Consider the following 21,163-nt stretch of genomic DNA (forward strand, 5'->3'; position numbering starts at 1 on the left):
GGCCGCCAGGCAGCCGTACTCCGCCAGGGGAGGTGCCAGATGGGCCGGCGGTCCAGGCAGCGGCGCCGGGGCCGTCACGGGGCGTCGCGGTCGACGATCTCGGGGTGGGTGAGATTGACGCCGGTGGCCGGGTCGAAGATGTGCCCCTTCAGGGTGTTGAGCCACAGCTCGATCGGCTGTCCCTCGCGGGCCCGGGTCTCGGCGGAGAGCCGGGCGACGACCTGGTGCCCGGTCTCGCCGGTGTCGGTGAGGCCGGAATCGGCGGCGAGTTCGTCCAGCTCGGAGGTGGAGGCGCGGCCGCCCGGGTCGGTGAAGTGCACGAAGACGTCGGAACCCAGCGACTCCAGGACGTCCACCGTGACCGTGAAGGTGATGCCGCTGCGTGAGGGGTCGACGAGCGAAGCGTCCTCGAAGTCCTCGGGCCGGAAGCCGACGATCAGCTCGCGCGGTACGTTCTCCCGTGCCAGGGTCTGCCGCACCCGGTCCTGCATCGGCAGCACGCCGAGCGAGGTGGACAGGGCGTCGTTCTCCAGGGTGGCATGCAGGAAGTTCATCGCGGGCGAGCCGATGAAGCCGGCCACGAAGAGATTGCGCGGCTCGTCGTAGAGGTGCTGGGGCGAGCCGACCTGCTGCACGACGCCGCTCCGCAGCACCACGACCCGGTCGCCGAGGGTCATGGCCTCGGTCTGATCATGGGTGACGTACACGGTGGTGGTGCCCAGCCGCTGCTGCAGCCGCGAGATCTGGGTCCGCATCTGCACCCGAAGCTTGGCGTCCAGGTTGGACAACGGCTCGTCCATGAGGAACGCGCGGGGGTCGCGTACGATCGCGCGGCCCATCGCGACGCGCTGCCGCTGGCCGCCGGAGAGATTGGCCGGCTTGCGGTCCAGATGCTCGGTCAGGTCGAGAATCCGGGCCGCCTCCTCCACCTTCTCGGTGATGGTGGCCTTGTCGGCCTTGGCCAAGCGCAGCGCGAAGCCCATGTTCTCCCGGACCGTCATGTGCGGGTAGAGGGCGTAGCTCTGGAAGACCATGGCGATGTCGCGGTCCTTGGGGGCCTTGTCGTTGACGACCTCGTCGCCGATGCGCAGCGTGCCCTCGGTGATGTCCTCCAAGCCCGCGATCATGTTGAGCGTGGTGGACTTCCCGCATCCGGAGGGGCCGACGAGGATCACGAACTCACCGTCCGCGATATGGAGGTTGACGTCCTTCACGGCGAGGGCACCGTCGGGATACCGCTTGGTGATGCCTTCGAGAACGATCTCGGCCACGGCGTGGGTCCTCTCAGCCCTTGACTGCCCCGGAGGTCAGTCCGGCGACGATCCTGCGCTGGAAGAGCAGTACGAACACGATGATCGGGATGGTGATGACCACGGCCGCGGCGGCGATCGACCCGGTGGGCTGCTGGAACTGCGAACTGCCGGTGAAGAAGGCGATCGCGGCCGGCACGGTGCGCGCCGAGGTCGTCGAGGTCAGGGAGATCGCGAACAGGAAGTCGTTCCAGCAGAAGATGAAGACGAGGATGGCTGTGGTGAACACGCCCGGCGCCGCCAGCGGGGCGATCACCAGCCGGAAGGCCTGGGCGGGCGTGGCCCCGTCGACCTTGGCGGCCTTCTCCAGGTCCCAGGGGATCTCCCGGAAGAAGGCCGACAGGGTGTAGATCGCCAGCGGCAGCGAGAAGGTCATGTACGGGATGATCAGCCCGGGCCAGGTGTCGAACAGGCCGAGGAAGCGCTCGATGTTGAACAGCGGCGACACCAGCGAGATCGGCGGGAACATCGCGATGAGCAGCGACATGCCGATCAGTAACTGCTTGCCGGGGAAGCGCAGCCGGGCCACCGCGTACGCGGCCATCGTGCCGAGCACCACCGCGATGACGGTGGAGATCAGCGCGATGCCGATGGAGTTGATCAGCGCCCTAGTGAACTCCGAAGTCTCGAAGATGCCCCGGTAGTTGGCCCAGGTCCACTTCTGCGGGATGAAGGAGCCGTCCGTCAGGGTGCTGGGGTCCTTGAAGGACAGGGCCGCGATCCACCACACCGGGAACAGCGCGTAGAGGACGACCAGCGTGTTGGCGACGCCCCATCCGGCGACGCGCTTGTTGGTGGCGGCGGTCATCAGCGTCCCATCTCGGAGCCGGGTGCGGCCGTGCCGAACAGCTTGATGAAGGTGAAGGCAATGATCGCGACGCAGATGAAGATCAGCACCGAGATCGCTGAGCCGATACCGAGGTTCAGCGCCGTGAAGAGGTTGTCGTACCCCAGGATCGACACCGAGCCGGTGCCGTTGGAGCCCTGCGTCAGCACATAGATGTTGTCGAAGATCCGGAAGGCGTCCAGGGTGCGGAAGAGCAGCGCCACCAGGATCGCCGGCTTCATCAGCGGCAGCGTGACCAGCCGGAAGCGCTGCCAGCGCGTCGCGCCGTCGACCATGGCGGCGCGCAGCGTCTCCTCGGGGACGAGGGCGAGCCCGGCCAGCAGGAGCAGCGCCATGAACGGCGTCGTCTTCCACACCTCGGCGAGGATGATGATGCCGATGGCCTTCCAGTGGTCGGTCAGCGGCGCGGTGCCGGCGGCGTCCACCAGGTAGCCGGTGCCCGGTGTCCAGGCGTACTGCCAGGAGAAGGCGGCGACGACCGTGACGATGCCGTACGGGATGAGGATCGCGGTGCGCACGGTGCCACGACCGAAGAGGGCGCGGTGCATGACGATGGCCAGCGCCATGCCGAGGGTCAACTCGACCGCGACGGAGACGACGGTGATCAGCACCGTCACCCAGAAGGCCTCCCACCAGAAGGGCGAGCTGAGCACGGCTCCGTAGTTGCTGAGGCCGACGAACTTCGCCAGTTGCGGGAAGCGCAGGTCGTAGCGCTGCAGGGACAGGTAGACGGCATAGCCGACCGGATAGGCCGTCACGGCGAGCATGACGATGACGGCCGGGGCGCACAGCGTCCAGCCGAGCCGCCGTTCCTGGCGGGCGCCTTCGGACAGCCGGTCGGCGGCGGCCGGGCTCTTGGCCGGAGTCACGGGATCAACCCCTTGGACTGCAGGGCGTCGCTGATCTGACGACGCATGTCGGAGACCGCGCTGTCGGGGTTGATCCCGGCCGGTGGCGACAGGGTGTGGGAGATCGCGATGGAGATGTTCTGGTACGCCGGGGTCTGCGGGCGGACGCTCGCGTGCTCCAGGGCGCTGAGGATGTCGGCGGCGAACGGGTAGCTGGCGATCAGTTCGGGGTTGCTGTACAGGCTGCGCAGGGTCGGCGGGAGGCCGCCCTTGAGCGCGGCGGTCATCTGGTTGTCGCGGTTGCGCAGGCACAGGGCGGCCTGGTGGGCGAGGTCCGGGTGCCTGGAGTAGGCGCCGATGGCCAGGTCGATGCCGCCGATGGTGGGCCGGGAGGCCTGGTCGGCGTAGACCCGGGGGTAGGCCGCCCAGCGGAAGTGCTTGAACAGCTCGGGCTGGTTGGCCTTCATCGACGGATACACGAAGGGGTAGTTGAGCTCGAAGGCCGCGCCGCCGGACTCCATGGCGAGCCGGTTGGTGTCCTCCATCTGGTTGGCCAGCGAGGGGTCGGCGGCCGGTGAGGTGGCGAGCTCGTGCATGATGCCGGCCGCCTTGACGGCGGGCGCGCCCAGCGAGGGCGTGGTGGCGCTCGCGTTGAGGATGGAGCCGCCGGCGCTCTCGATGAGCGTGTTGAACCAGACGGTGAGGCCTTCGTACTGCGCGCCCTGGATCTCCACATGGTGCGGCTTGCCGGCCTTGGCCAGGGCGCGGGCGGCGTCGAGCATCTGCGCCCAGGTCGTGGGGGGCGTGGGCACCAGGTCGTCGCGGTACCAGAGCAGCTGCGTATTGGAGTTGTACGGGACCGCGTAGAGCTTGCTCTTCCAGGTCGCCGTCTCCAGCGAGGCGGGCAGAGTGTCGTTGGTGGCCGTGTCCCGGTCGGCGCCGGCCCAGGGGCGGATCCAGCCGGCCTGGGCGAACTCGGCGGCCCAGGTGACGTCGAGGCCGAGGATGTCGAGGCCCTTGTCGTGGGCGGCGAGCCTGCGGACGAGTTGCTGGCGCTGGCCGTCGGCGGCACGGGGAAGCTTGTTGTACTTGACGACGTACCGACCGCCCGAGGCCTTGGTGCAGTTGTCGGCGGCCTGCTGGAGGGCGCCGGAGTCGTCGGGGAAGTTGTACCAGTTGAGCTGGGCCCGGGCGGTGGAGGTGCTGGAGCTCCCGCCGCACGCGGTCGGCACCGATGCCAGGAGGAGAAGCGCGGCGAGGGCCAGTGGACGCCGCATCCCACGCCTGTCCATGAAGCCCTCCGGCCGGTGTCCGCGAAGTCCCTGGTCACTGAATAGGGCAGAGGATCGCGGTCCCGGACGGATCCAGCCCGCGGCTCGCGCACCGCGCCGGGAAATTCACCCGCGTGGCGGACCCGGCGCTGGGAACACTCGCAGGGTGCCCGCCCTCCCCGCGGCCCTGGCCGGACTTGTCAAGCGCTACCACGACCCCGTGGTGGTGCAGTCGCTGCGCTCCACCGTGGCGGGCGTCCTGGCGTACGTTGTCGCGCTGCAGCTGTCCCCGAACCCCGTACCGCTGACGGCTCCGCTGACCGCGCTGCTGGTCGTCCAGGTCACCCTGTACACCACCCTCAAGACCGGCTGGCGCAGGGTGCTCAGCGTCATCGCCGGGGTGCTGATCGCGGTGGCGCTCGGCGACTTGATGGGGCTGACCTGGTGGAGCCTGGGGCTGATCATTCTGGCCTCGCTGGTGGTGGGCCACATCATCCGGGTGGACGAGTTCGTCGCCGAGGTCGCGATCAGCGGCATGCTGATCCTGGGCGTCACGAACCGCGGGGGCGAGGGCTGGGACCGGGTGCTCGAGACAGTGATCGGCGCGGCGGTCGGGGTGCTGCTCAACGCGCTGCTCGCGCCCCCGGTCTTCGTACAGCCGGCCGGCGAGGCGGTGGAGGAGCTGGCCCGGCGGCTGCGCGAGCTGCTCCTGCGCATCGGCAGGGAGCTGCGTGAGGGGGCGTCACGTGAGCGGACCGTGTCCTGGCTGTACGAGGCGCGCCGGCTGGACAACGAGATCGCCCGCTTCGACGAGTCGCTGCGGCGCGCGGAGGAGAGCACCAAGCTCAACCCCCGCGTCCGGCGGGAAAAGGGCGCGATGACCCGGCTGATCCTGCGCAGCGGCCTGGACACCCTTGAGGTGTGCACGGTGGTGCTGCGGACGCTGTGCCGCTCGCTGGCCGACCTGGCGGAGGACCGCAGCCACCAGGAGTCGGTCTACGACGCGGCTGTCTCCGCCGTTCTGGACGAGCTGCTCGCCCATATCGCCGACGCCGTCGACAGCTTCGGCCGGCTGATCACCGCCCAGGTCACCGCGGGCGCCGAGCGGGCCGAGGCCGAGCTGGAGCAGGCGCTGCACGACGGGCGCGAGGACCGGGAGCGGATCGCCGCCCTGCTGCGCGCCGAGGCCGAGATGGGCGGCGAGTGGCGCAGCTGGGAACTGCACGGTGCCCTGCTCGCCAACATCGACCGCCTGCTGGACGAGCTGGACGTCGAGAAGCGTTCCCGCTGGCTCGCCGCCCAGCTCGATGCCGGCCGCCCCTCGCTGACCCTGGCCCGCCGGATGCGGGCCCGATTCCGGCGGTGAGGCCTAGGGGTCAGTACGACGCCGTCTGGTGCAGACCCGGCACCGAGAGCCGCTTGGCGCCCAGGAACTGGTTGAAGCCCAGCACATGCGTGAAGAACAGCGGGATCGGGATGGTCAGCCCCGGCGGCAGCGGCGGCGGCATGTCCGGGGTGAAGGTGACCGGGATCAGGCCCAGCAGTTTGCCGCTGAGCACCTTCGTCAGCAGCACGACGGGCTTCCCGGTGGCAGTCGTGGTGCTCCGCGGGGCCGCGTCCTGCTCCAGCTCTCCCTGGCACGACGCCCCGGGCCCGGGCGCGGACGACGGTACGAAGCCGATGCCCGGCAGTCCGATGCCCAGCGGCGGAATGGCGATCCCGCGCAGCCCGAAGAACGGCGGGTGGGAGGTGTCGGGCAGAGCGCTGGTGCAGGTCGGCGGCAGCAGCGGCGCGGTCTGCCTCAGGCTGGCGATGTCCACCCGCCAGGCGGTGAAGACCAGCACACGCTGGGGGCCGAGCCGGGTCGGGAGGCTGGTGATGCCGTGGTACGTGAGGCCGGTGAGCACCAGCAGCGGCGTACGGATCCTGAACGGCTGCCCGGCGGTGGGGACGCGGTACCTGGCGGCGGCGCCGGACAGGCTCAGCGACACCTTCGGCAGGCACCAGGGCGAGTCCTTCCCGGCGTGCTCCGGGTCGCCGATGCTGATGTCCAGCGGCAGCGGCCGGAGCGACCGGTCCATGCCTCCGTCGGTGGGCAGCTTCGGCAACGACAGCCGCAGCGGGCCGACGGCGAGGGTGCTGCTGTCGTGGTCGTGGTTGTGGTCGTGGTCGTGTTCATGGCCGTGGTCATGCTCGTGGTCGTCGTGGTGGCCGGTGTCGTGCTCCGGCCCGCCATGACGGGGCTCCGCGTGCCGGGGTGCGGGTGGGGTGCCGTGGGAGGGCTCGGGCCTGGGCGCTGGTGCCCCGCGGGGCGCGGCCGACGGGGCGGAGGGCGCCGTGGACGGCTGCTGCGGGTGCAGGCCGAGCAGGCCGGTGACGGCGCCGATGAGGCCGCCGCCGTGGCTGGGCGCCGGGGACGAGGCGGGGGCATGGTGCTCGGCCGGGAGGTTGCGTCGCTGGGACACCGGAGCCGACCGGTGCTGTGTGCGCTGCCCCGGCAGGCTGCTGTGCAGGCCGAGGGGGCCGTCCGGCCCGGCGTGCAGGCCGTCCTGGTGCGGTTTGCCGTGGTCGTGCTCCTTGGCCCCCATCAGGCCGTCGAGCAGGGAGCAGACGCTGAGCTGCGACTGGGCGAGCCGGTCGGACCTGGGGGCCGGCGCGATGTTGGGCAGTACGGCCACCGGGTGCGGCACCATCGGTTGCAGCCCGCCCGCCAGCAGCGCTCCCCCGGCGGGCAGGGCACCGATGGCCCGCATCCGCAGGCTCCGCGCGGTGAAGGCCGCCTCGCCCGCGGCGTCCTTCGCGGGCCTGGCTTCGTTCGCAGGCGTGGCGGGCTTCGCGGGCCTGGCGGGCTTCGCGGGTTCCTGGGGTTCCTCGGGTTCCTCCGGCTCCTTGTGCTTCTCCGGGCCACCGCCCGCACCGCTCCAGTCCGGCACCGGCTGCGCAAGCCTCGGCGGTCCGTCGGAGATCCAGCTGAGCGCCATGGCGCCGCCGATGATCCCGAGAAGGAAGCCGATCACGAAGCCGCCGAAGTTGGAGAGCACCAGCGAGGCCACGGAGAAGATCAGCGTGGCGATCCCGGCGAAGACCCGGTGCCCCGGGGAGAACCACATGGTGAGCCCGAGGATCACCAGGAAAACGCCCATCAGCTCGCCGGACACACCGGCGATGCCCTCGTGCATCAGTAGGGCGAGCGGTGCCAGCGGGATGGAGAGGATCTCCACGCCCGCCAGCACCGTCCACACCCCGGCCCAGAAGGGGCGACTGCGCCGCCAGTCCCGGAACTTCCTTCGTACGTTGCCCGGCTTGCCCATGCCTGCCTTCAGTAGCACGAGTGGTCGCCGGTCTGCACGGTCAGGTGCAGACCGGGCAGCCGGAACGTGGCGGCGCTGATCGAGCGGGTGCCCTGCCGCAGTCGGTCGATCTTGACGTTGTCGGCCTGCTCGCCGAAGGCGCCCGGAGAGCCATGCACTCCGGGCACTCCCTCGAGGGTCGAGGCGTCCTGGCCGATGTTGATGTTCTGGAAGGCGACGTCACCCGTCAGGTCGTGGGCGTCGGCGACCAGGCGGTCGGCGTGCGCCGGGGGGCCGCTGGTACCGGAGGTCAGCCGCAGGGTGACGGCTCCGACCATCGGGAAGTCCTGCACCACGGACTGGCAGAGGTTGTACAGGTCGGCCGACCTGATGCCGGAGAGCGCCTCCGGGTAGCTGGCGGCCTTGCCCCGGTCCAGCACTCCGTACTGGACGAAGCCGTGACCGTCGAGGGTGTCGGCGGAGATCTGGAAACTCCTCCCGGACACGATGAACGAGTTGGCGGAGACCCCGAACGAGGCGGCAAGCGCGCCACTGACGGTGGCCGAGAAGACGGCGGCGGACACGGCGAGGGTCGGCACCATAACCAGGATCAGGCGCTTCCAGCGAGTGCGGCCCGGCACACGGGCGTGGGAGGCGGATTGCACAACTTCCCAACGTCGGAAAGGCTGACCGGTCACCGACCCTGGCGCTTGATCACTCCGTCGGAGCACCCCCGGGACACTCCCGGGGACGCAAGCGGGCTCAGAAGCAGGGCTGCGAGCCCTTCTTCACCGTGAGGTGCAGTCCCGAGAGCCGGAAGCTGTCCGCGCTGATCGAGCGGGTCCGCTGCCTGAGGTTGTCGATGCTGATCTTGTCGGCCTGCTGCCCGACGACGCCCTTGGGGCCGTTCTTGACCCCGCTGAGCGTCGAGGCGTCCTGGCCCATGGTCACGTTGGTGAACAGCGCGTCACCGGTCAGGTCATCGGTGTCCACCACGAGCCGGCTGGCGTGCACGGGCTTGCCGCCGCCACCCGCCTTGATCAGCAACGTCACATCACCGAACCCCGGCATACGCGTGACGACGGACTGGCACAGGTTGTGCAGGTCGGCCGACTTGATGCCGGACGCGCCCTCCGGGAAGCTGCTCTTGGTGGTGCGGTCGACCACCACGTACTGGGTGAACTGCGTGCCTTCGAGGCGGTCGGCGGCGACCTGGATGCGCTGCCCCGACAGCGAGGCGGCCTGCGCGGATATGGCGAGCGACACCGGTACGAGACCGGTGGCGATTCCTACCGCCACCACGCCGGAGAGCAGCAGGGTAGGGACCAGCACGATGGCCGTCAGGGTCCAGCTCGTACGGCCGTTGGGGATCTCCTGTGGCGTACTCACGCCTTCATCGCAACACCGCCCAGTCAGGTCGGCAACCGGAGCGCGAGCACCGCCTCGACGGTGTCGGCTTCGGCGGCCGTCTTGTCCTCGCGGTAGCGCAGTACGCGGGCGAAGCGGAGCGTCACGCCCTCCGGATAGCGCGGGGAGCGCTGGACCCCGTCGAAGGCGATCTCCACGACCAGCTCGGGCCGTACGGTGACGACCCAGCCGTCGTCGCTGACGGCCAGCTCCTGGAGCCGCTCGGTCTGCCAGGTGAGCATGGCGTCGGTGAGCCCCTTGAAGGTCTTGCCGAGCATGGCGAAGGTGCCGTCGGGGCGGCGGGCGCCCAGGTGGAGGTTGGAGAGCTTGCCGGTACGCCGTCCGTGGCCCCGCTCGACGGCGAGGACCACCAGGTCGAGGGTGTGCACCGGCTTGACCTTGAGCCAGGATGCGCCCCGGCGGCCGGCGCTGTAGGGGGCGTCCAGGGCCTTGACGACGACCCCTTCGTGGCCCCGGGCGAGGGTCTCGGCGGTGAAGTCGCGGGCAGCGGCCCGGGCCGGCTCGTCCATCGGGTCGGCGGCGACCAGGCGGCGTACGCGCTGCGGCTCGGGGACGATCCGGGCCAGCTCGGCGTGGCGGTCGGCGGTGGACAGGGCGAGCAGGTCGCGGCCCTCGACCGACAGGACGTCGAAGAAGACCGGGGACAGCGGCACCGTGGCCCGGGCCCCGGCGACGTCGAGCCTCGACGCGGTGCGCCCGGCGACCTCCTGGAAGGGGCGCGGCCTCCCGTCGGGGCCCAGCGCGATGACCTCGCCGTCCAGGACGGCCTGGTCGGCGGCCAGTTCCCGTACGGCGGTGGTGACTTCGGGCAGCCGGTCGGTGATGTCGTCGAGGGTGCGGGTGTAGAGGCGTACGGAGTCGCCGTCCTTGTGGGCCTGGACCCGGATGCCGTCGAGCTTCTCCTCGACCACGCAGGGGCCGAGCTTGTCGAGGGCCTCGTCGATGTCCTTGGCGGTGTGGGCGAGCATCGGCTGCACGGGGCGCCCCACTTCGAGCTTGTAGTCGGCGAGCGCTTCGGGGCCCCGGTCGAGCAGGGCCTCGGCGACGGTGCCGAGGGAGCCGCTGAGCATCACCGCCCGGCGTACGTCGGCCGCCTCGGCGCCCGCCGCGACCGCCAGGGCCTCGGCGGCGAGGGCGTCCAGGGCGCCCTGGCGGACCTCGCCGCTGATCAGCGCGATGAGGAAGCCCTGCTCCTCCTCCGTGGCGGCGGCCATCAGCTCGTGCAGCAGCCGCTTACGCTCGGCCTGGGCGCCCTTGCCTGCCACCGCCGCGATCCGGTCCAGGGTCTTGTGGACCTCCAGGACGGCCAGGCTCGGGGAGTCGGCCGGCGGTACGCGGTCGCTCAGCGCCCGCCAGCCGATTCCGGTACGGCGCTGCGGCAGCCGCCCGGCGAGATAGGTGATCACGGTGGGCGCCTCGGCGGGCTCCGTACCCCGGAACAGCTCGGCGAGCAGCGCGGTCTTCTTCGACCGCGCCGAGGTGGCGGCCACCTCGCGGGAGGTCCGGGCGACTTCGGCCAGCAGCATGCTTCCATCCTGACGCGGTCGGCTCGACTTGGCCCGGACAGTGCCTTCTCAGCTTGGAAGCCGTGGCTGACATCCGATGGGAAGGACGCCGGCCCGCTGGACGCGGACCCGCATGCGCCGCATGTACTCCGGGCCCTGGAGGCCGTTGCGGAGCTCGCGCCCGTCCGGGCCGGTGGGGAAGCGGTAGCGGGTGGTGGACGACCCGGGCCCCGGCCTGGGCGGCCCAGGCCGCGGCGGGGCCGCCGCCGGCGACGAACACGTCGGTGTCGAGGTCCGGACCGGTCATGCGTGCTCCTTCCGGGCCGCGGCTGCCAGGCGGTTGGCGGGGCGCGGCAGGCCGTAGTGCTCGCGGAGGGTGCGGCCGGTGTACTCCGTACGGAACAGGCCTCGGGCCTGGAGGATCGGTACGACGTGGTCGACGAAGTCCTCCAGGCCGCCGGGGAGGTGGGGCGGCATGATGTTGAAGCCGTCAGCGGCGCCCTGGGTGAACCACTCCTCGAGCTGGTCGGCGATCTGCTCGGGGGTGCCGGCGAAGACGCGGTGGCCTCGGCCGCCGCCGAGCCGGGCGATGAGCTCACGAAGGTTGAGGCCGTCGCGGCTGGCGAGCTCGGCGACCAGGGTGAAGCGGGACTTGTTGCCGTTGATGTCACGCTCCTCCGGCAGTTCGGGGAGCGGTCCGTCCAGCGGCAGTCCGGAGAGGTCGACGCCGAGCATGTTGGACAGCTGGGCGAGCCCGTACTCCGGGATCTGGAGGGCGGTCAGCTCGTCCTCCAGGGCGTGGGCCTCGGCTTCCGTGGAGCCTATGACGGGGCAGATGCCGGGGAGGATCTTGAGGTCCCCGGGGGCGCGGCCGTAGCGCGGGAGGCGTGACTTGAGGTCCTTGTAGAAGGCCTGGCCGTCGGCGAGGGTCTGCTGCGCGGTGAAGACCGCTTCGGCGTGCTGGGCGGCGAACTCCTTGCCGTCCTCGGAGGATCCGGCCTGGACGAGCAGCGGGTAGCCCTGCGGTGAGCGCTGGACGTTGAGCGGGCCCTGGACGCGGAAGTGGTCCCCCGCGTGGTCGATGGCGCGCACCTTGCCGGCGTCGGCGTAGATTCCGCGCTCGCGGTCGACGACGGGGGCGTCGTCCTCCCAGCTGTCCCACAGTTTGGTCGTGACGTCGACGAACTCCCGGGCGCGGTCGTAGCGGGCGCTGTGCTCGGGGTGCTCGGCGAGGCCGAAGTTGCGGGCCTCGTTGACGCTGCCGGAGGTGACGATGTTCCAGCCGGCCCGGCCGCCGCTGATGTGGTCGAGCGAGGCGAACTTACGGGCTACGTGGAAGGGCTCGTTGAAGGTCGTCGACACGGTGGCGATCAGGCCGATACGTGAGGTGACGGCGGCCAGCGCGGACAGCAGGGTGAGCGGTTCGAAGCCGCCTAGCACGTTGTAGCGGACCTGGCCCCACAGGGCGAGGCCGTCGGCCAGGAAGACCGAGTCGAGTTTGCCGCGCTCGGCGGTCCTGGCCAGCTCCTGGAAGTAGGTCAGGTCGGTGGCCCGTTCCGGCTGGGTGCGGGGGTGGCGCCAGGCGGCGTCGTGGTGGCCCGCGTTCATCAGGAAGGCGTTGAGGTGGAACTCTCTCGTAGTCATGCGTCAGTTCCCCTCCGGGACACGCCAGGCGGTGAAGCGCCGCTCCAGGACTACCAGGAGCTGGTTGAAGAGCACGCCCACCGCGGAGATGGTGATGATGCCCGCGTACATCTGCGGGATGGCGAAATTGAACTGCGAGGCGTTGACGAGGTAGCCGAGCCCGGCCTTGGCGCCGACCATCTCCGCCGCGACGAGGACGAGGATCGACACCGCCCCGGCCAGCCGGATCCCGGTGAAGACCACCGGCACCGAGGCGGGCAGGATGACCTTCTGGAACAGCCGGGGCGCCGACAGGTTCATGGACCTGGCCAGCCTGAGCAGGGTGGGGTCGACATTGCGGACGGCGCTGATGGTGTTGAGCAGGATCGGCCACAGGCAGGCGTACAGCACGATGGAGATCTTCGACGTCTCCCCGATGCCCAGGATGAGGACGAAGACCGGCAGGAGCGCCAGGGCGGCGGTGTTGCGGAACACCTCCAGGAGCGGGCTGAGCAGGTCCGCGACCGGCCGGTACCAGCCGATCAGCAGCCCCAGCGGGACGGCGATCGCCACGGCGAGCGCGAAGCCGCTGAGCGAACGCACCAGACTGGCCTGAAGGTTGGTGGCGAGCTGACCGTTTACCGCCAACTCCCACCAGGCGCGGGCGACCTCCGAGAACGGCGGCAGAAAGGTCGAGTCGACCAGTCCGAACCGGGGCGCCCCCTCCCACAGCCCGAGCAGGACGGCTACCGCCACAGACTTGGTGACGGCCGCGAGAAGCAGTCCGGGCACCCGGTAGGCCAGCCGCCGTACGGCTCCCGGGGGCGTCGTCGCCGGCCGTTCCGCGACGACCGGCCTGGGTACGACGGCAGCCGTCACCTTGACATCGACGTCGCTGCTCATACCGGCGCCACCTCCTTCTCCAGCCGCTGGGCGCGGGCGACCTCGTCGTGGAGCAGGTCCCAGATCTCGTGCCGGTAGTGCGCGAACTCGGGGCTGGACCGCAGGTCCGCGACCTCCGTGCGGGACCCGAGGTCGACGGGGACCACCCGCTTGACCCGGCCCGGGCGGGAGGTGAGGACGGCGACGCGCTGCCCGAGGTAGACGGCCTCCTCGATGCCGTGGGTGATGAAGACGACGGTCTTTCCGGTGCGCTGCCAGATCCGCAGCAGCTCGTCCTGCAGCGATTCCCGGGTCTGGGCGTCCAGCGCCGCGAAGGGCTCGTCCATCAGCAGCACGTCCGGGTCGTAGGCGAGGCTGCGGGCGATGGCGACCCGCTGCTTCATGCCGCCGGACAGCTCGTGGGGGTGCCGGTCCTCGAAGCCGGTCAGGCCGACCAGGTCCAGGAACTCCCGAGCGCGGGCGGCCCGTTCGCGGCGGGGGACGCCGGTGGCCTCGAGCCCGAACTCGACGTTGCCCTGGGCGGTGCGCCAGGGCAGCAGCGCGTACTGCTGGAAGACGATGCCCCGGTCCAGGCCGGGCCCGGTGACGGGCTTGCCGTCCAGCAGGATCTCGCCGGCGGTGGGCTTGGTCAGGCCGCCGAGGAGGTCGAGGAGGGTGGACTTGCCGCAGCCGCTGGGCCCCACGAGGACGGTGAACTCACCGGCCGCGATGTCCAGGTCGACCCGTTCGACGGCGATGAAGTCGGTGCGGGTGCGCGACCTCTTCCGGTCGCGAACCGGGAAGGTCTTGCTGACACCGCGAAAGCTGATCTGCGCGGTCATCGCTGGTCAACTCCCGTACTCATTATACTGGTTGGTGTGGAGGTCGGAGACCTTTACCTGGCCCTTCTTGATGTCTCCGTGCGAGGTCAGCCAGTCCGTCCACAGCGAGAAGTCCTTCTCGGTGATCCGGCCGCCGGTGTTGGTGACGCCGTACGACCGCCAGTACTTGAGGGCGTCCGCGCTCTCGTCACGCTTGCGCTTCTTGACGATCTGGGTGAAGCGGTCGACGACCTCGTCGCGCGGGGTCTTGCGGGACCATTCGATGGCCTTGGCGACGCCGGTGACGAAGGTCTGCACGGTGGTCGGATTGCGCTGGAGGAACGTGTCCGTGAAGACGTACGTGCCGGCGGTGAAGGCCCCGAGCAGTTGGTAGTCGGTGAACAGCGGCCGGATTCCGCCGCGTGCGAGCGCCGTGTCGCGCAGGATGCCGCCGAGCACCCCGACCTCGATCTGCTTCTGCCGCAGCGACTGCTCGGTGTTGACCGGCGGCACGACCAGCGGCTCGACCTTGCCGATCTCCGCTGCGGACAGGCCCTTGCGCTGGAGGTAGATGTCGAGCAGCGCCTCCGAGTGGGCGCCCAGGGTGTTCATGCCGATCTTCTTGCCGATCAGGTCGCGCGCCGAGTGGACCGCGCTGTCGCTGAGCACGTAGTAGCCGCTGTACGCGTACTTGTCGACGCCGTAGTAGCCGATGACGGCCCTGACCGGGGCACCGGCGGCGACGAGCTTGACCACCGCGCCGTTGAAGGCGCCGCCGAAGTCGGTCTGGCCGGTGGCGGCGGACTGGATGTCCTGGGGGCCGCTGATGGTGTTGCCGACCCAGTCGAGCTTCAGGTCGCCCAGATAGCCGAGGTCGTCGGCGAGTTCGGGCGGGGTGACGGCGCCGACCGAGCCCTGGTAACGGAGGGTCTTGGTTTCCGCTCCGCCGCCCGCCGAGGCCGTCGCCCGGCCGCAGCCCGCCGCCGCGGCTGCCGCTCCGGTCAGGATCAGGAAGTTACGTCTGGACACGGGGCTCATTGGACAGTCCTTTGCGCAGGCAGGGATGAGGAAGCACGTGATGGAGCGGTGGGAGACGCGGGCACTGGGCGCACGGGGCAGGGGTGAGCTCGAGGTCGGCCGGGCAGGGCCTAGCGGCGGACGGCGTCACAGAGCGCGCTGGCGTCACGTCGCAGATCGACGTGGAGGCGCTCGACGAGAATGTCGGATTGGCTCACGCCTGAGAGGGTTTCACCGGCCTCCGACCCGGTCAATGAATGTTTTTCCGGTGGAAGAAACCCCCGGTTCCGCAGCCGGACTTGCCCCTAGAATGGGATTCCGCGATCACCTCCGCGTACGGGGCGCTGGAGGGACTGTGAGGGGTCGGATGAGCCACAGCAGCGAGCCGTTGTCCACCGCGATCGACATCAGCGTCCCGAGTGTGGCCCGGATGTACGACTACCTCCTCGGCGGCAAGGACAACTACGCCGTCGACCGCGAGGCGTCGGAGGAGCTGCTCAAGGTCGTACCGAGCACCAAGGAACTCGCCGTCAACAACCGCAGGTTCCTGCAGCGCGTCGTGGCGCGGCTCGCGGAGGACCACGGAATCCGGCAGTTCCTCGACCACGGATCCGGCCTGCCGACGCAGGACAATGTGCACCAGGTCTCCCAGCGCGTGGACCCCTCCTCGCGGGTGGTCTACGTCGACAACGACCCGATCGTGCTGGCGCACGGGCGCGCGCTCCTGGAGGAGAACGAGAACACCGCCGTCATCCAGGCGGACTTCCGCGACACGGACGGGATCTTCGGCCACCCGGAGGTCCAGCGGCTGATCGACTTCGACCAGCCGGTCGCCGCGCTGTTCGTCTCGGTGATGCACTGCATTCCCGACTCCGACGACCCGGCCGGAGTGGTCAGGCGGGTCGCGGAGCGCCTCGCGCCGGGCAGCTTCCTCGTGGTCTGCCAACTGGTCAGCGAGGACAAGGCCGTACGGGACTTCGTCACTGAGTTCATGGACGCCAGCACCCAGGGAAACTGGGGCCGGGTGCGCCAGGAGCGCGATGTCGCCGGGTTCCTCGACGGTCTGGAGATCCTGGAGCCGGGACTGGTGGAGGTCTCGACCTGGCGGCCGGACACCGATCTTGCGCCGAAGCAGGCCACGCAGGAGTGGATCGAGTTCGGCGGCGTCGCCCGCAAGCCCTGACGCCACCGCCCGACTCCCGTCTCTCCTGCGCTACTTCAGCTGCTCGAGGATCTCGCGGAGGAACCGGGGCGTCCTTGCGGGCGGCTCGGCCTCCGCGCACAACCGGTCCATGACCGCCAGGTAGTTGTCGACGTCGTCCTGCTTGTCCAGGTAGAGCGCGCTGGTGAGCTGCTCCAGGTAGACGATGTCCGGCAGGTCGGGTTCCTGGAAGCGCAGGATCGTGATCGGGCCGCCGGCCGCGGCGAGGCCGCCGACGCTGAAGGGCGCTATCTGCAGCGTCACATTGGGCAGCGCGGCCACCTCGAGCAGATGCTCCAGCTGTGCACGCATCACGTCGGTTCCACCGAGCGGGCGGCGCAGCGCCGCCTCGTCCATGACCGCCCACACCCTGGGCGCCTCGGGCGCCGTGAGCAGCTTCTGCCGGGCCATCCGCAGTGCCACCCGGCGCTCGATCTCGACCCCGGAGGCCCGTGGGTGGCCGAGCCGGGTGACCGCGCGGGCGTAGTCCTGGGTCTGCAACAGGCCGGGCACGAACTGGACTTCGTACGTACGGATGACGGACGCGGCCTCTTCCAGACCGAGCAGCGTCTCGAACCAGGCCGGCAGGACATCGCCGAAGCGCTGCCACCAACCGGGCGTGCTGGCCTGCCGGGCGAGGGCGAGGAAGTCCGCCCGCTCGGTCTCGTCGACGACGCCGTAAAGGGTGAGTAGGTCGGCCACGTCACGGTCCTTGTAGCCGACGCGGCCCAGCTCCAGGCGGCTGATCTTCGCGTGGGAAGCACGGATCGCTTCCCCGGCCGCCTCGCGGCTGATCCCGCACGACTCGCGCAACCTGCGCAGTTGCGTGCCCAGCACGATACGCAGAACCGTCGGCCCGCCGCGCGGGTATTCGAGGTAACTCTTTATCGACGGTTGGCTGCTCGGCCGCGTCGCGGTCATGCCGACTCCCGTGAGTAACTGGACGAACACCCAGTCTCCCACCGAGGGGCGCTTGAGTACAGTCGCGCGCCCTTGGCGTGCCACGGCGGAAACTGACTGGGCGTGGAGCGCGAGGTGAGTGCGGACTGAGCCGCCGTCAGCCCGCCATGTCGTCGAAGTCGCCGTCCTTGGCGCCTCCGACGAACGCCGTGATCTCTTCGCGGGTGTAGATGAGCGCCGGGCCCTCGGGATGACGGGAGTTGCGCACCGCGAAGCTTCCGCCGGGCAGTGCGGCGAGCTCCACGCAGTTGCCGCTCGGATTGCTGCGGGCGCTCTTCCTCCAGACCACGCCCTCGATGTCGGTGGCCCGTACCCCGTTCTCGAACTCCTGCATGATTGCTCCTCCTTGCCGCGTGCACGTGCATCTGTACTTGCAGCTGTAAGTGCAGCTGCACTTACGACTGTAATTGCAGATGTGCTTGCACGGGTAGGGATTGGACCGGGATAGTGGATCCCGCAGAACACACCGTGCCGCCCGCCCGACAGCTCTGCGGAGTACCGATGACCACACACCCGGCGATCCCACCGAGCCTTGCCCTGCCAGAAGGCCCGGGGACGCGTTTCGCAGCCTGCTCGTTGGATGGCGACCTCCACGCGGCGGGCGCGGCACGGCAGTTCACCCGATCCACCCTGCGCCGCTGGGGCATGCCCGAGGTCGTCGACAACGCGTCGATCGTCGTGTCGGAGATGCTGACCAACGCCGTCCGCTACGGACTGGACAGCCCGTCAGATGTCCCGCTTTCCTCGCGCCCGCTGTGGCTGGGCCTGCTGCGCCGGGGCCCCTCCGTGCTGTGTACGGTCTCCGACCCCGGCACCGAGGTCCCCGTGGTCAAGGAGCCGGACTACCTCGCCGAGAGCGGGCGCGGGCTGCACGTCATCGACTCGCTCAGCGAGTCATGGGGCTGGACCCCGCCGGACAACGCGGGGAAGTCGGTCTGGGCGATGATCTCCGGCCGCGCCTGAGGGTCGGACCCCCGCCTGACCCCGGACAGCTGTGAACCTGCGAGGTGGGCTCCCTTCGCCGGCATTGTCCGGATCAGGTTGTGGAGGTCGCCTTCTGGTCTCCCCGACCGTCAGGCCTCTCAGCCCGCCCGTCGACGTCGGCCACGGCGGATGCGATTCTCTGCCTCCGTCGAAGTCGGCTACGCCGGGTGAACTCCCTCGCTCGCCTCGCAGGCCACTACTTACGTTACTCCGATTTGGGCCTGGCAAAAGGGGTGAAAGCTACTTTTTTTGTCTTGTTCCTCAGATCCTCACGGGTGAATCGCTCCGGCGGTCGTGGTCAGCGGCGCGCCACTGCCGCCCCAGCGCAGCGCGATGATCTCCGCCGCCACCGAGACCGCCACCTCCTCGGGGGTGCGGGCGCCCAGGTCCAGGCCGATAGGCGAGCGCAGACGCCCCAGCTCGTCGTCCCGCAGCCCTGCCTCGCGCAGCAGCTTGAGCCGGTCGTCGTGCGTACGGCGGCTGCCCATCACACCGATGTACGCGGCCGGGGCGCGCAGCGCCACCTCCAGCAGCGGCACGTCGAACTTGGGGTCGTGGGTCAGCACGCAGACGACCGTGCGGTCGTCGGTGGCGGCGCCGCACAGATAGCGGTGCGGCCAGTCGACCACGACCTCCACGCCCTCCGGGAAACGCTTGGGCGTGGCGAAGACCGGGCGGGCGTCGCAGACCGTCACCCGGTAGCCCAGGAAGGCGCCGATCCGGGCCACGGCGGCGGCAAAGTCGATGGCGCCGAAGACCAGCATGCGGGGCGGCGGAGCGAAGGACTGCAGGAAGACGGTGACGTCGTCCTCCCGGCGTTCGCCGCGCGGGCCGTAGTGCCGGCTCACCGTGGTGCCGAGCGCCAGTTCGCCGCGCGCGTCCGCGGTGACGGCGACGTCGAGGCCCTCGGCGCCCAGGGTGCCGGAGACCGCGTCGGGCCAGACGGCGACCGTGGCGCCTCGCGGGGCCGGGCCGTCGGTGACCGTCGCCGTGACGACGGGGCGGTGGCCGGCCACGGAGGCGGCGACCTCGCCGAAGGAGGGGTCGGTGGCCCGCGAGACAGGGCGTACGAGGACGGTGATCTCCCCGCCGCAGGTCAGACCGACGGCGAAGGCGTCCTCGTCGCTGTACCCGAAGGTCCGCAGCCTGGCCTCGCCGGTCTGCGTCACTTCTTTGGCGAGTTCAAAGACTTCGCCCTCCACACAGCCGCCGGAGACACTGCCCACGACCTCGTCGCCCGGCCCGACTGCCATCGCCGCCCCCGGACCGCGCGGCGCGCTGCGGCTCAGGGCGACCACGGTGGCGAGGCCGAAGGGCTCCCCCGCCTCGTACCACTCGCTCAGCGCCGGAAGGATCTCACGCATCGGCGGCTCCGCCTCTCACGACCCCCGTCAGCTGTTCCACGGCGGCAAGGCTCCGGCCTGCCACGACAGCGTCAACGCACGGTATCGCCGCCGCCATCCCCGCCGCCAGCGGGGCGGTCGCGGCGGCTCCCATGCGTGGCAGCCGGGATAGACCCTTGCTTATGGTCGGAATCGGCGTAAGTTTGATTACATGATTACGACAGAGCAGAAGGAGGCGCTGCGCGGCTGGTTCGCCGGGCGGCTGCCGGAAGGACTGTTCGTCGAGCTCCTGGACGTGACCGTGGACCGCGAGGAGATCACCGTCGTCGGCCGGATCCCGGAGCCCGACCTCGGCGCGGATGCGTCACAGGTGGAGCGCGACGAGGCGCGGATCGGCCGCGCCGCGGAGTTTCGGGAGCGTACGCGCGACGAGCGCATCGCGGTGGCCAGCGAGGCCGAGCGCCGGTTCGGCCGCAAGGTTTCCTGGGGCGTGGAGGTCGGCGGCACCCGGGTGCTGTTCACCACGGTCTCGGCGCCGGTGATGACCCGGCTGCGCCAGCCGGAACGCCAGGTGCTGGACACGCTCATCGCCGGCGGCGTCGCCCGCAGCCGCAGCGACGCCCTGGCCTGGTGCGTACGGCTCGTACAGCGCAACGCCGACGACTGGCTGGGCGAGCTGCGCGAGTCCCTGGAACACGTGCAGCGGGTCCGGGAGCAGGGCCCGGACGCGGCCTAGGTAGGGGCGGGGCAGGAAAGCGCCGGGCGGGCCGAGGTTCGGACTCGGCCCGCCCGGCGCTGGGTTGGGGGGATGTCAGACGGACGCGGTCTGGCGGGCCGGGGCGGTGTGGGCGGCGGCCTTGAGGCCGAGGTCGGCGGTGGGCCGTCGCCGAGCAGTTGCCGGGCGCCGTGCTCTCCTTCGTACGGGGTGAGGCGCCGGACTGGCCCGCGTACGAGCCGCAGGTCCGGGCCACGCGGATCTTCCGGGACCCGCCGCGTGTGGTGCGCGACCCGAACCGCGAGCGGCGGCTGCTCCGGGAGGACCTGCCCGAGGTGTGAGGCGGCGTCAGCCGAGCTTGCGGTGGAGGAAGTCGATCGTGCGCGCCCAGGCGAGTTCGGCGGAGGGCTGGTGGTACGCCTCCGGGCGGTCGTCGTTGAAGAAGGCGTGGCCGGCCGGGTAGAGGTGGAACTCAGGGGTGATGCCGGATTGCTCCTCGATGGCGGCGCGCAGTTGGCTCAGCGACTCCGGCGGGACGGTGGGGTCCTTCTCGCCGTAGTGGCCCAGGATGTCGGCCTTGAGGTTGGAGAAGTCCGGCAGTGGGCCGGGGATGACCCCGTAGAACGGCACGGCCGCGCTGACGCGCGGGTCGCGGGCGGCGAGGGCGATCACGAAGCCGCCGCCCATGCAGAAGCCGACGGCGCCGACCGTGTCGCCGGTGGTCTCCTCCCGGGAGAGGAGGTAGCCCACGGCGCCGGACAGCAGGTCGACGCCGCGCTCGGTGGGCAACTCCGACATCATCTGGAGGGCCTCCGAGGAATCGTGCGCGACCTTCCCGCCGAAGAGGTCGGGGGCGAGCGCGACGAAACCGGCCTGCGCGACGCGGTCGGTGACGTCCGCGATGTGGTCGGTGAGGCCCCACCACTCCTGGATGACGATCACACCCGGGCCGTGGCCGGCGGGCGGCAGGGCCAGATAGCCGTGGGCGGTGCCGCCGGCGCTGGGGAAGGAGACGTTCTGGCGGGCTTCGGAGTGGTCTGCGGACACGTTTCTGCTCCCGGGGGGTGAGGGTGACGCTCTGTCATGTCGGCCCGTGCGACGGGGCCGACTGCCATGAT

General features: G+C 70.5%; 22 protein-coding genes. 5 read left to right on the forward strand and 17 right to left on the reverse strand.

Going from position 1 to position 21,163, the window contains the following annotated elements; all coding sequences use genetic code 11:
* Positions 1-74: 74 nt before the first annotated feature.
* The 4 genes from EFK10_RS22385 to EFK10_RS22400 are packed head-to-tail and all read right to left on the reverse strand — an operon-like array spanning position 75 to position 4,282.
* The gene (locus EFK10_RS22385; protein ID WP_127357437.1) at positions 75-1,271 is read right to left on the reverse strand and encodes an ABC transporter ATP-binding protein; all 1,197 of its coding nucleotides are present in this window, start codon (positions 1,269-1,271) and stop codon (positions 75-77) included.
* 13 nt (positions 1,272-1,284) lie between these two features.
* Entirely contained in the window at positions 1,285-2,118 is an 834-nt protein-coding gene (locus EFK10_RS22390; protein ID WP_127357438.1) for a carbohydrate ABC transporter permease, read from the reverse strand.
* Positions 2,118-3,026 carry a carbohydrate ABC transporter permease gene (locus EFK10_RS22395; protein ID WP_127357439.1) on the reverse strand — a complete coding sequence of 303 codons (909 nt, stop codon included), beginning with the start codon at positions 3,024-3,026 and terminating at the stop codon, positions 2,118-2,120. The genes EFK10_RS22390 and EFK10_RS22395 overlap by 1 nt, the downstream gene beginning before the upstream one ends.
* Positions 3,023-4,282, reverse strand: coding sequence for an ABC transporter substrate-binding protein (locus tag EFK10_RS22400; RefSeq protein ID WP_127357440.1), 1,260 nt, complete (start codon positions 4,280-4,282; stop codon positions 3,023-3,025). Before EFK10_RS22400 ends, EFK10_RS22395 begins: the two co-directional genes overlap by 4 nt.
* A 160-nt stretch (positions 4,283-4,442) precedes the next feature.
* Between EFK10_RS22400 and EFK10_RS22405 the strand changes: the two genes are divergently transcribed.
* Entirely contained in the window at positions 4,443-5,642 is a 1,200-nt protein-coding gene (locus tag EFK10_RS22405; RefSeq protein WP_127357441.1) for an FUSC family protein, read from the forward strand.
* Positions 5,643-5,652: 10 nt separating this feature from the next.
* Here the strand turns inward: EFK10_RS22405 and EFK10_RS22410 are convergent, their stop codons facing one another.
* From EFK10_RS22410 to EFK10_RS53385, 9 genes are all read right to left on the reverse strand, one after another.
* Positions 5,653-7,605, reverse strand: a complete 1,953-nt coding sequence (locus EFK10_RS22410) for a DUF6114 domain-containing protein (protein ID WP_127357442.1) — start codon at positions 7,603-7,605, stop codon at positions 5,653-5,655.
* On the reverse strand, positions 7,596-8,207 hold the full coding sequence (locus EFK10_RS22415; protein ID WP_206305546.1) for a DUF6230 family protein: 612 nt from the start codon (positions 8,205-8,207) through the stop codon (positions 7,596-7,598). The genes EFK10_RS22410 and EFK10_RS22415 overlap by 10 nt, the downstream gene beginning before the upstream one ends.
* A gap of 121 nt (positions 8,208-8,328) precedes the next feature.
* Positions 8,329-8,955, reverse strand: a complete 627-nt coding sequence (locus EFK10_RS22420) for a DUF6230 family protein (protein WP_127357443.1) — start codon at positions 8,953-8,955, stop codon at positions 8,329-8,331.
* 23 nt (positions 8,956-8,978) lie between these two features.
* Entirely contained in the window at positions 8,979-10,520 is a 1,542-nt protein-coding gene (locus EFK10_RS22425; protein ID WP_127357444.1) for an ATP-dependent DNA ligase, read from the reverse strand.
* A 282-nt stretch (positions 10,521-10,802) separates the two neighbouring features.
* Positions 10,803-12,143, reverse strand: coding sequence for an LLM class flavin-dependent oxidoreductase (locus tag EFK10_RS22435; RefSeq protein ID WP_127357445.1), 1,341 nt, complete (start codon positions 12,141-12,143; stop codon positions 10,803-10,805).
* A 3-nt stretch (positions 12,144-12,146) separates the two neighbouring features.
* The gene (locus EFK10_RS22440) at positions 12,147-13,025 is read right to left on the reverse strand and encodes an ABC transporter permease (protein WP_127357446.1); all 879 of its coding nucleotides are present in this window, start codon (positions 13,023-13,025) and stop codon (positions 12,147-12,149) included.
* A complete protein-coding gene (locus EFK10_RS22445; protein WP_127357447.1) occupies positions 13,022-13,846 on the reverse strand; it encodes an ABC transporter ATP-binding protein in 825 nt (274 codons plus the stop codon). Before EFK10_RS22445 ends, EFK10_RS22440 begins: the two co-directional genes overlap by 4 nt.
* 6 nt (positions 13,847-13,852) lie before the next feature.
* A complete protein-coding gene (locus EFK10_RS22450; RefSeq protein WP_127357448.1) occupies positions 13,853-14,863 on the reverse strand; it encodes an ABC transporter substrate-binding protein in 1,011 nt (336 codons plus the stop codon).
* Positions 14,864-14,973: 110 nt separating this feature from the next.
* Positions 14,974-15,060, reverse strand: a complete 87-nt coding sequence (locus EFK10_RS53385) for a putative leader peptide (RefSeq protein WP_384633271.1) — start codon at positions 15,058-15,060, stop codon at positions 14,974-14,976.
* Between the two features lie 149 nt (positions 15,061-15,209).
* Here EFK10_RS53385 and EFK10_RS22455 point away from each other — a divergent pair, with 149 nt between their 5' ends.
* A complete protein-coding gene (locus EFK10_RS22455; RefSeq protein ID WP_127357449.1) occupies positions 15,210-16,025 on the forward strand; it encodes an SAM-dependent methyltransferase in 816 nt (271 codons plus the stop codon).
* A 30-nt stretch (positions 16,026-16,055) separates the two neighbouring features.
* Here EFK10_RS22455 and EFK10_RS22460 read toward each other — a convergent pair whose 3' ends face one another.
* Entirely contained in the window at positions 16,056-16,964 is a 909-nt protein-coding gene (locus tag EFK10_RS22460) for a helix-turn-helix domain-containing protein (protein ID WP_127357450.1), read from the reverse strand.
* Between the two features lie 136 nt (positions 16,965-17,100).
* Positions 17,101-17,337 (reverse strand): DUF397 domain-containing protein, encoded by a 237-nt coding sequence (locus EFK10_RS22465; protein ID WP_127357451.1) that lies wholly within the window; start codon positions 17,335-17,337, stop codon positions 17,101-17,103.
* A gap of 167 nt (positions 17,338-17,504) precedes the next feature.
* On the opposite strand from EFK10_RS22465, the gene EFK10_RS22470 reads away from it, so the two are divergent.
* Complete coding sequence (locus tag EFK10_RS22470; protein WP_127357452.1) at positions 17,505-17,966, forward strand: ATP-binding protein; 462 nt, start codon at positions 17,505-17,507, stop codon at positions 17,964-17,966.
* Positions 17,967-18,256: 290 nt separating this feature from the next.
* Here EFK10_RS22470 and EFK10_RS22475 read toward each other — a convergent pair whose 3' ends face one another.
* Positions 18,257-19,351, reverse strand: a complete 1,095-nt coding sequence (locus tag EFK10_RS22475) for an XdhC family protein (protein ID WP_127357453.1) — start codon at positions 19,349-19,351, stop codon at positions 18,257-18,259.
* 190 nt (positions 19,352-19,541) lie between these two features.
* Between EFK10_RS22475 and EFK10_RS22480 the strand changes: the two genes are divergently transcribed.
* Together EFK10_RS22480 and EFK10_RS47685 are read left to right on the forward strand one after the other, a co-directional pair.
* Entirely contained in the window at positions 19,542-20,066 is a 525-nt protein-coding gene (locus EFK10_RS22480; protein ID WP_127357454.1) for a hypothetical protein, read from the forward strand.
* Positions 20,067-20,224: 158 nt separating this feature from the next.
* Positions 20,225-20,386 carry a hypothetical protein gene (locus EFK10_RS47685; RefSeq protein ID WP_164836117.1) on the forward strand — a complete coding sequence of 54 codons (162 nt, stop codon included), beginning with the start codon at positions 20,225-20,227 and terminating at the stop codon, positions 20,384-20,386.
* 7 nt (positions 20,387-20,393) lie between these two features.
* Here EFK10_RS47685 and EFK10_RS22485 read toward each other — a convergent pair whose 3' ends face one another.
* Positions 20,394-21,092 carry a dienelactone hydrolase family protein gene (locus EFK10_RS22485; RefSeq protein WP_127357455.1) on the reverse strand — a complete coding sequence of 233 codons (699 nt, stop codon included), beginning with the start codon at positions 21,090-21,092 and terminating at the stop codon, positions 20,394-20,396.
* Positions 21,093-21,163: the final 71 nt, after the last annotated feature.

The organism is Streptomyces soli (genome assembly GCF_003999195.1).
GTDB lineage: Bacteria > Actinomycetota > Actinomycetes > Streptomycetales > Streptomycetaceae > Actinacidiphila > Actinacidiphila soli.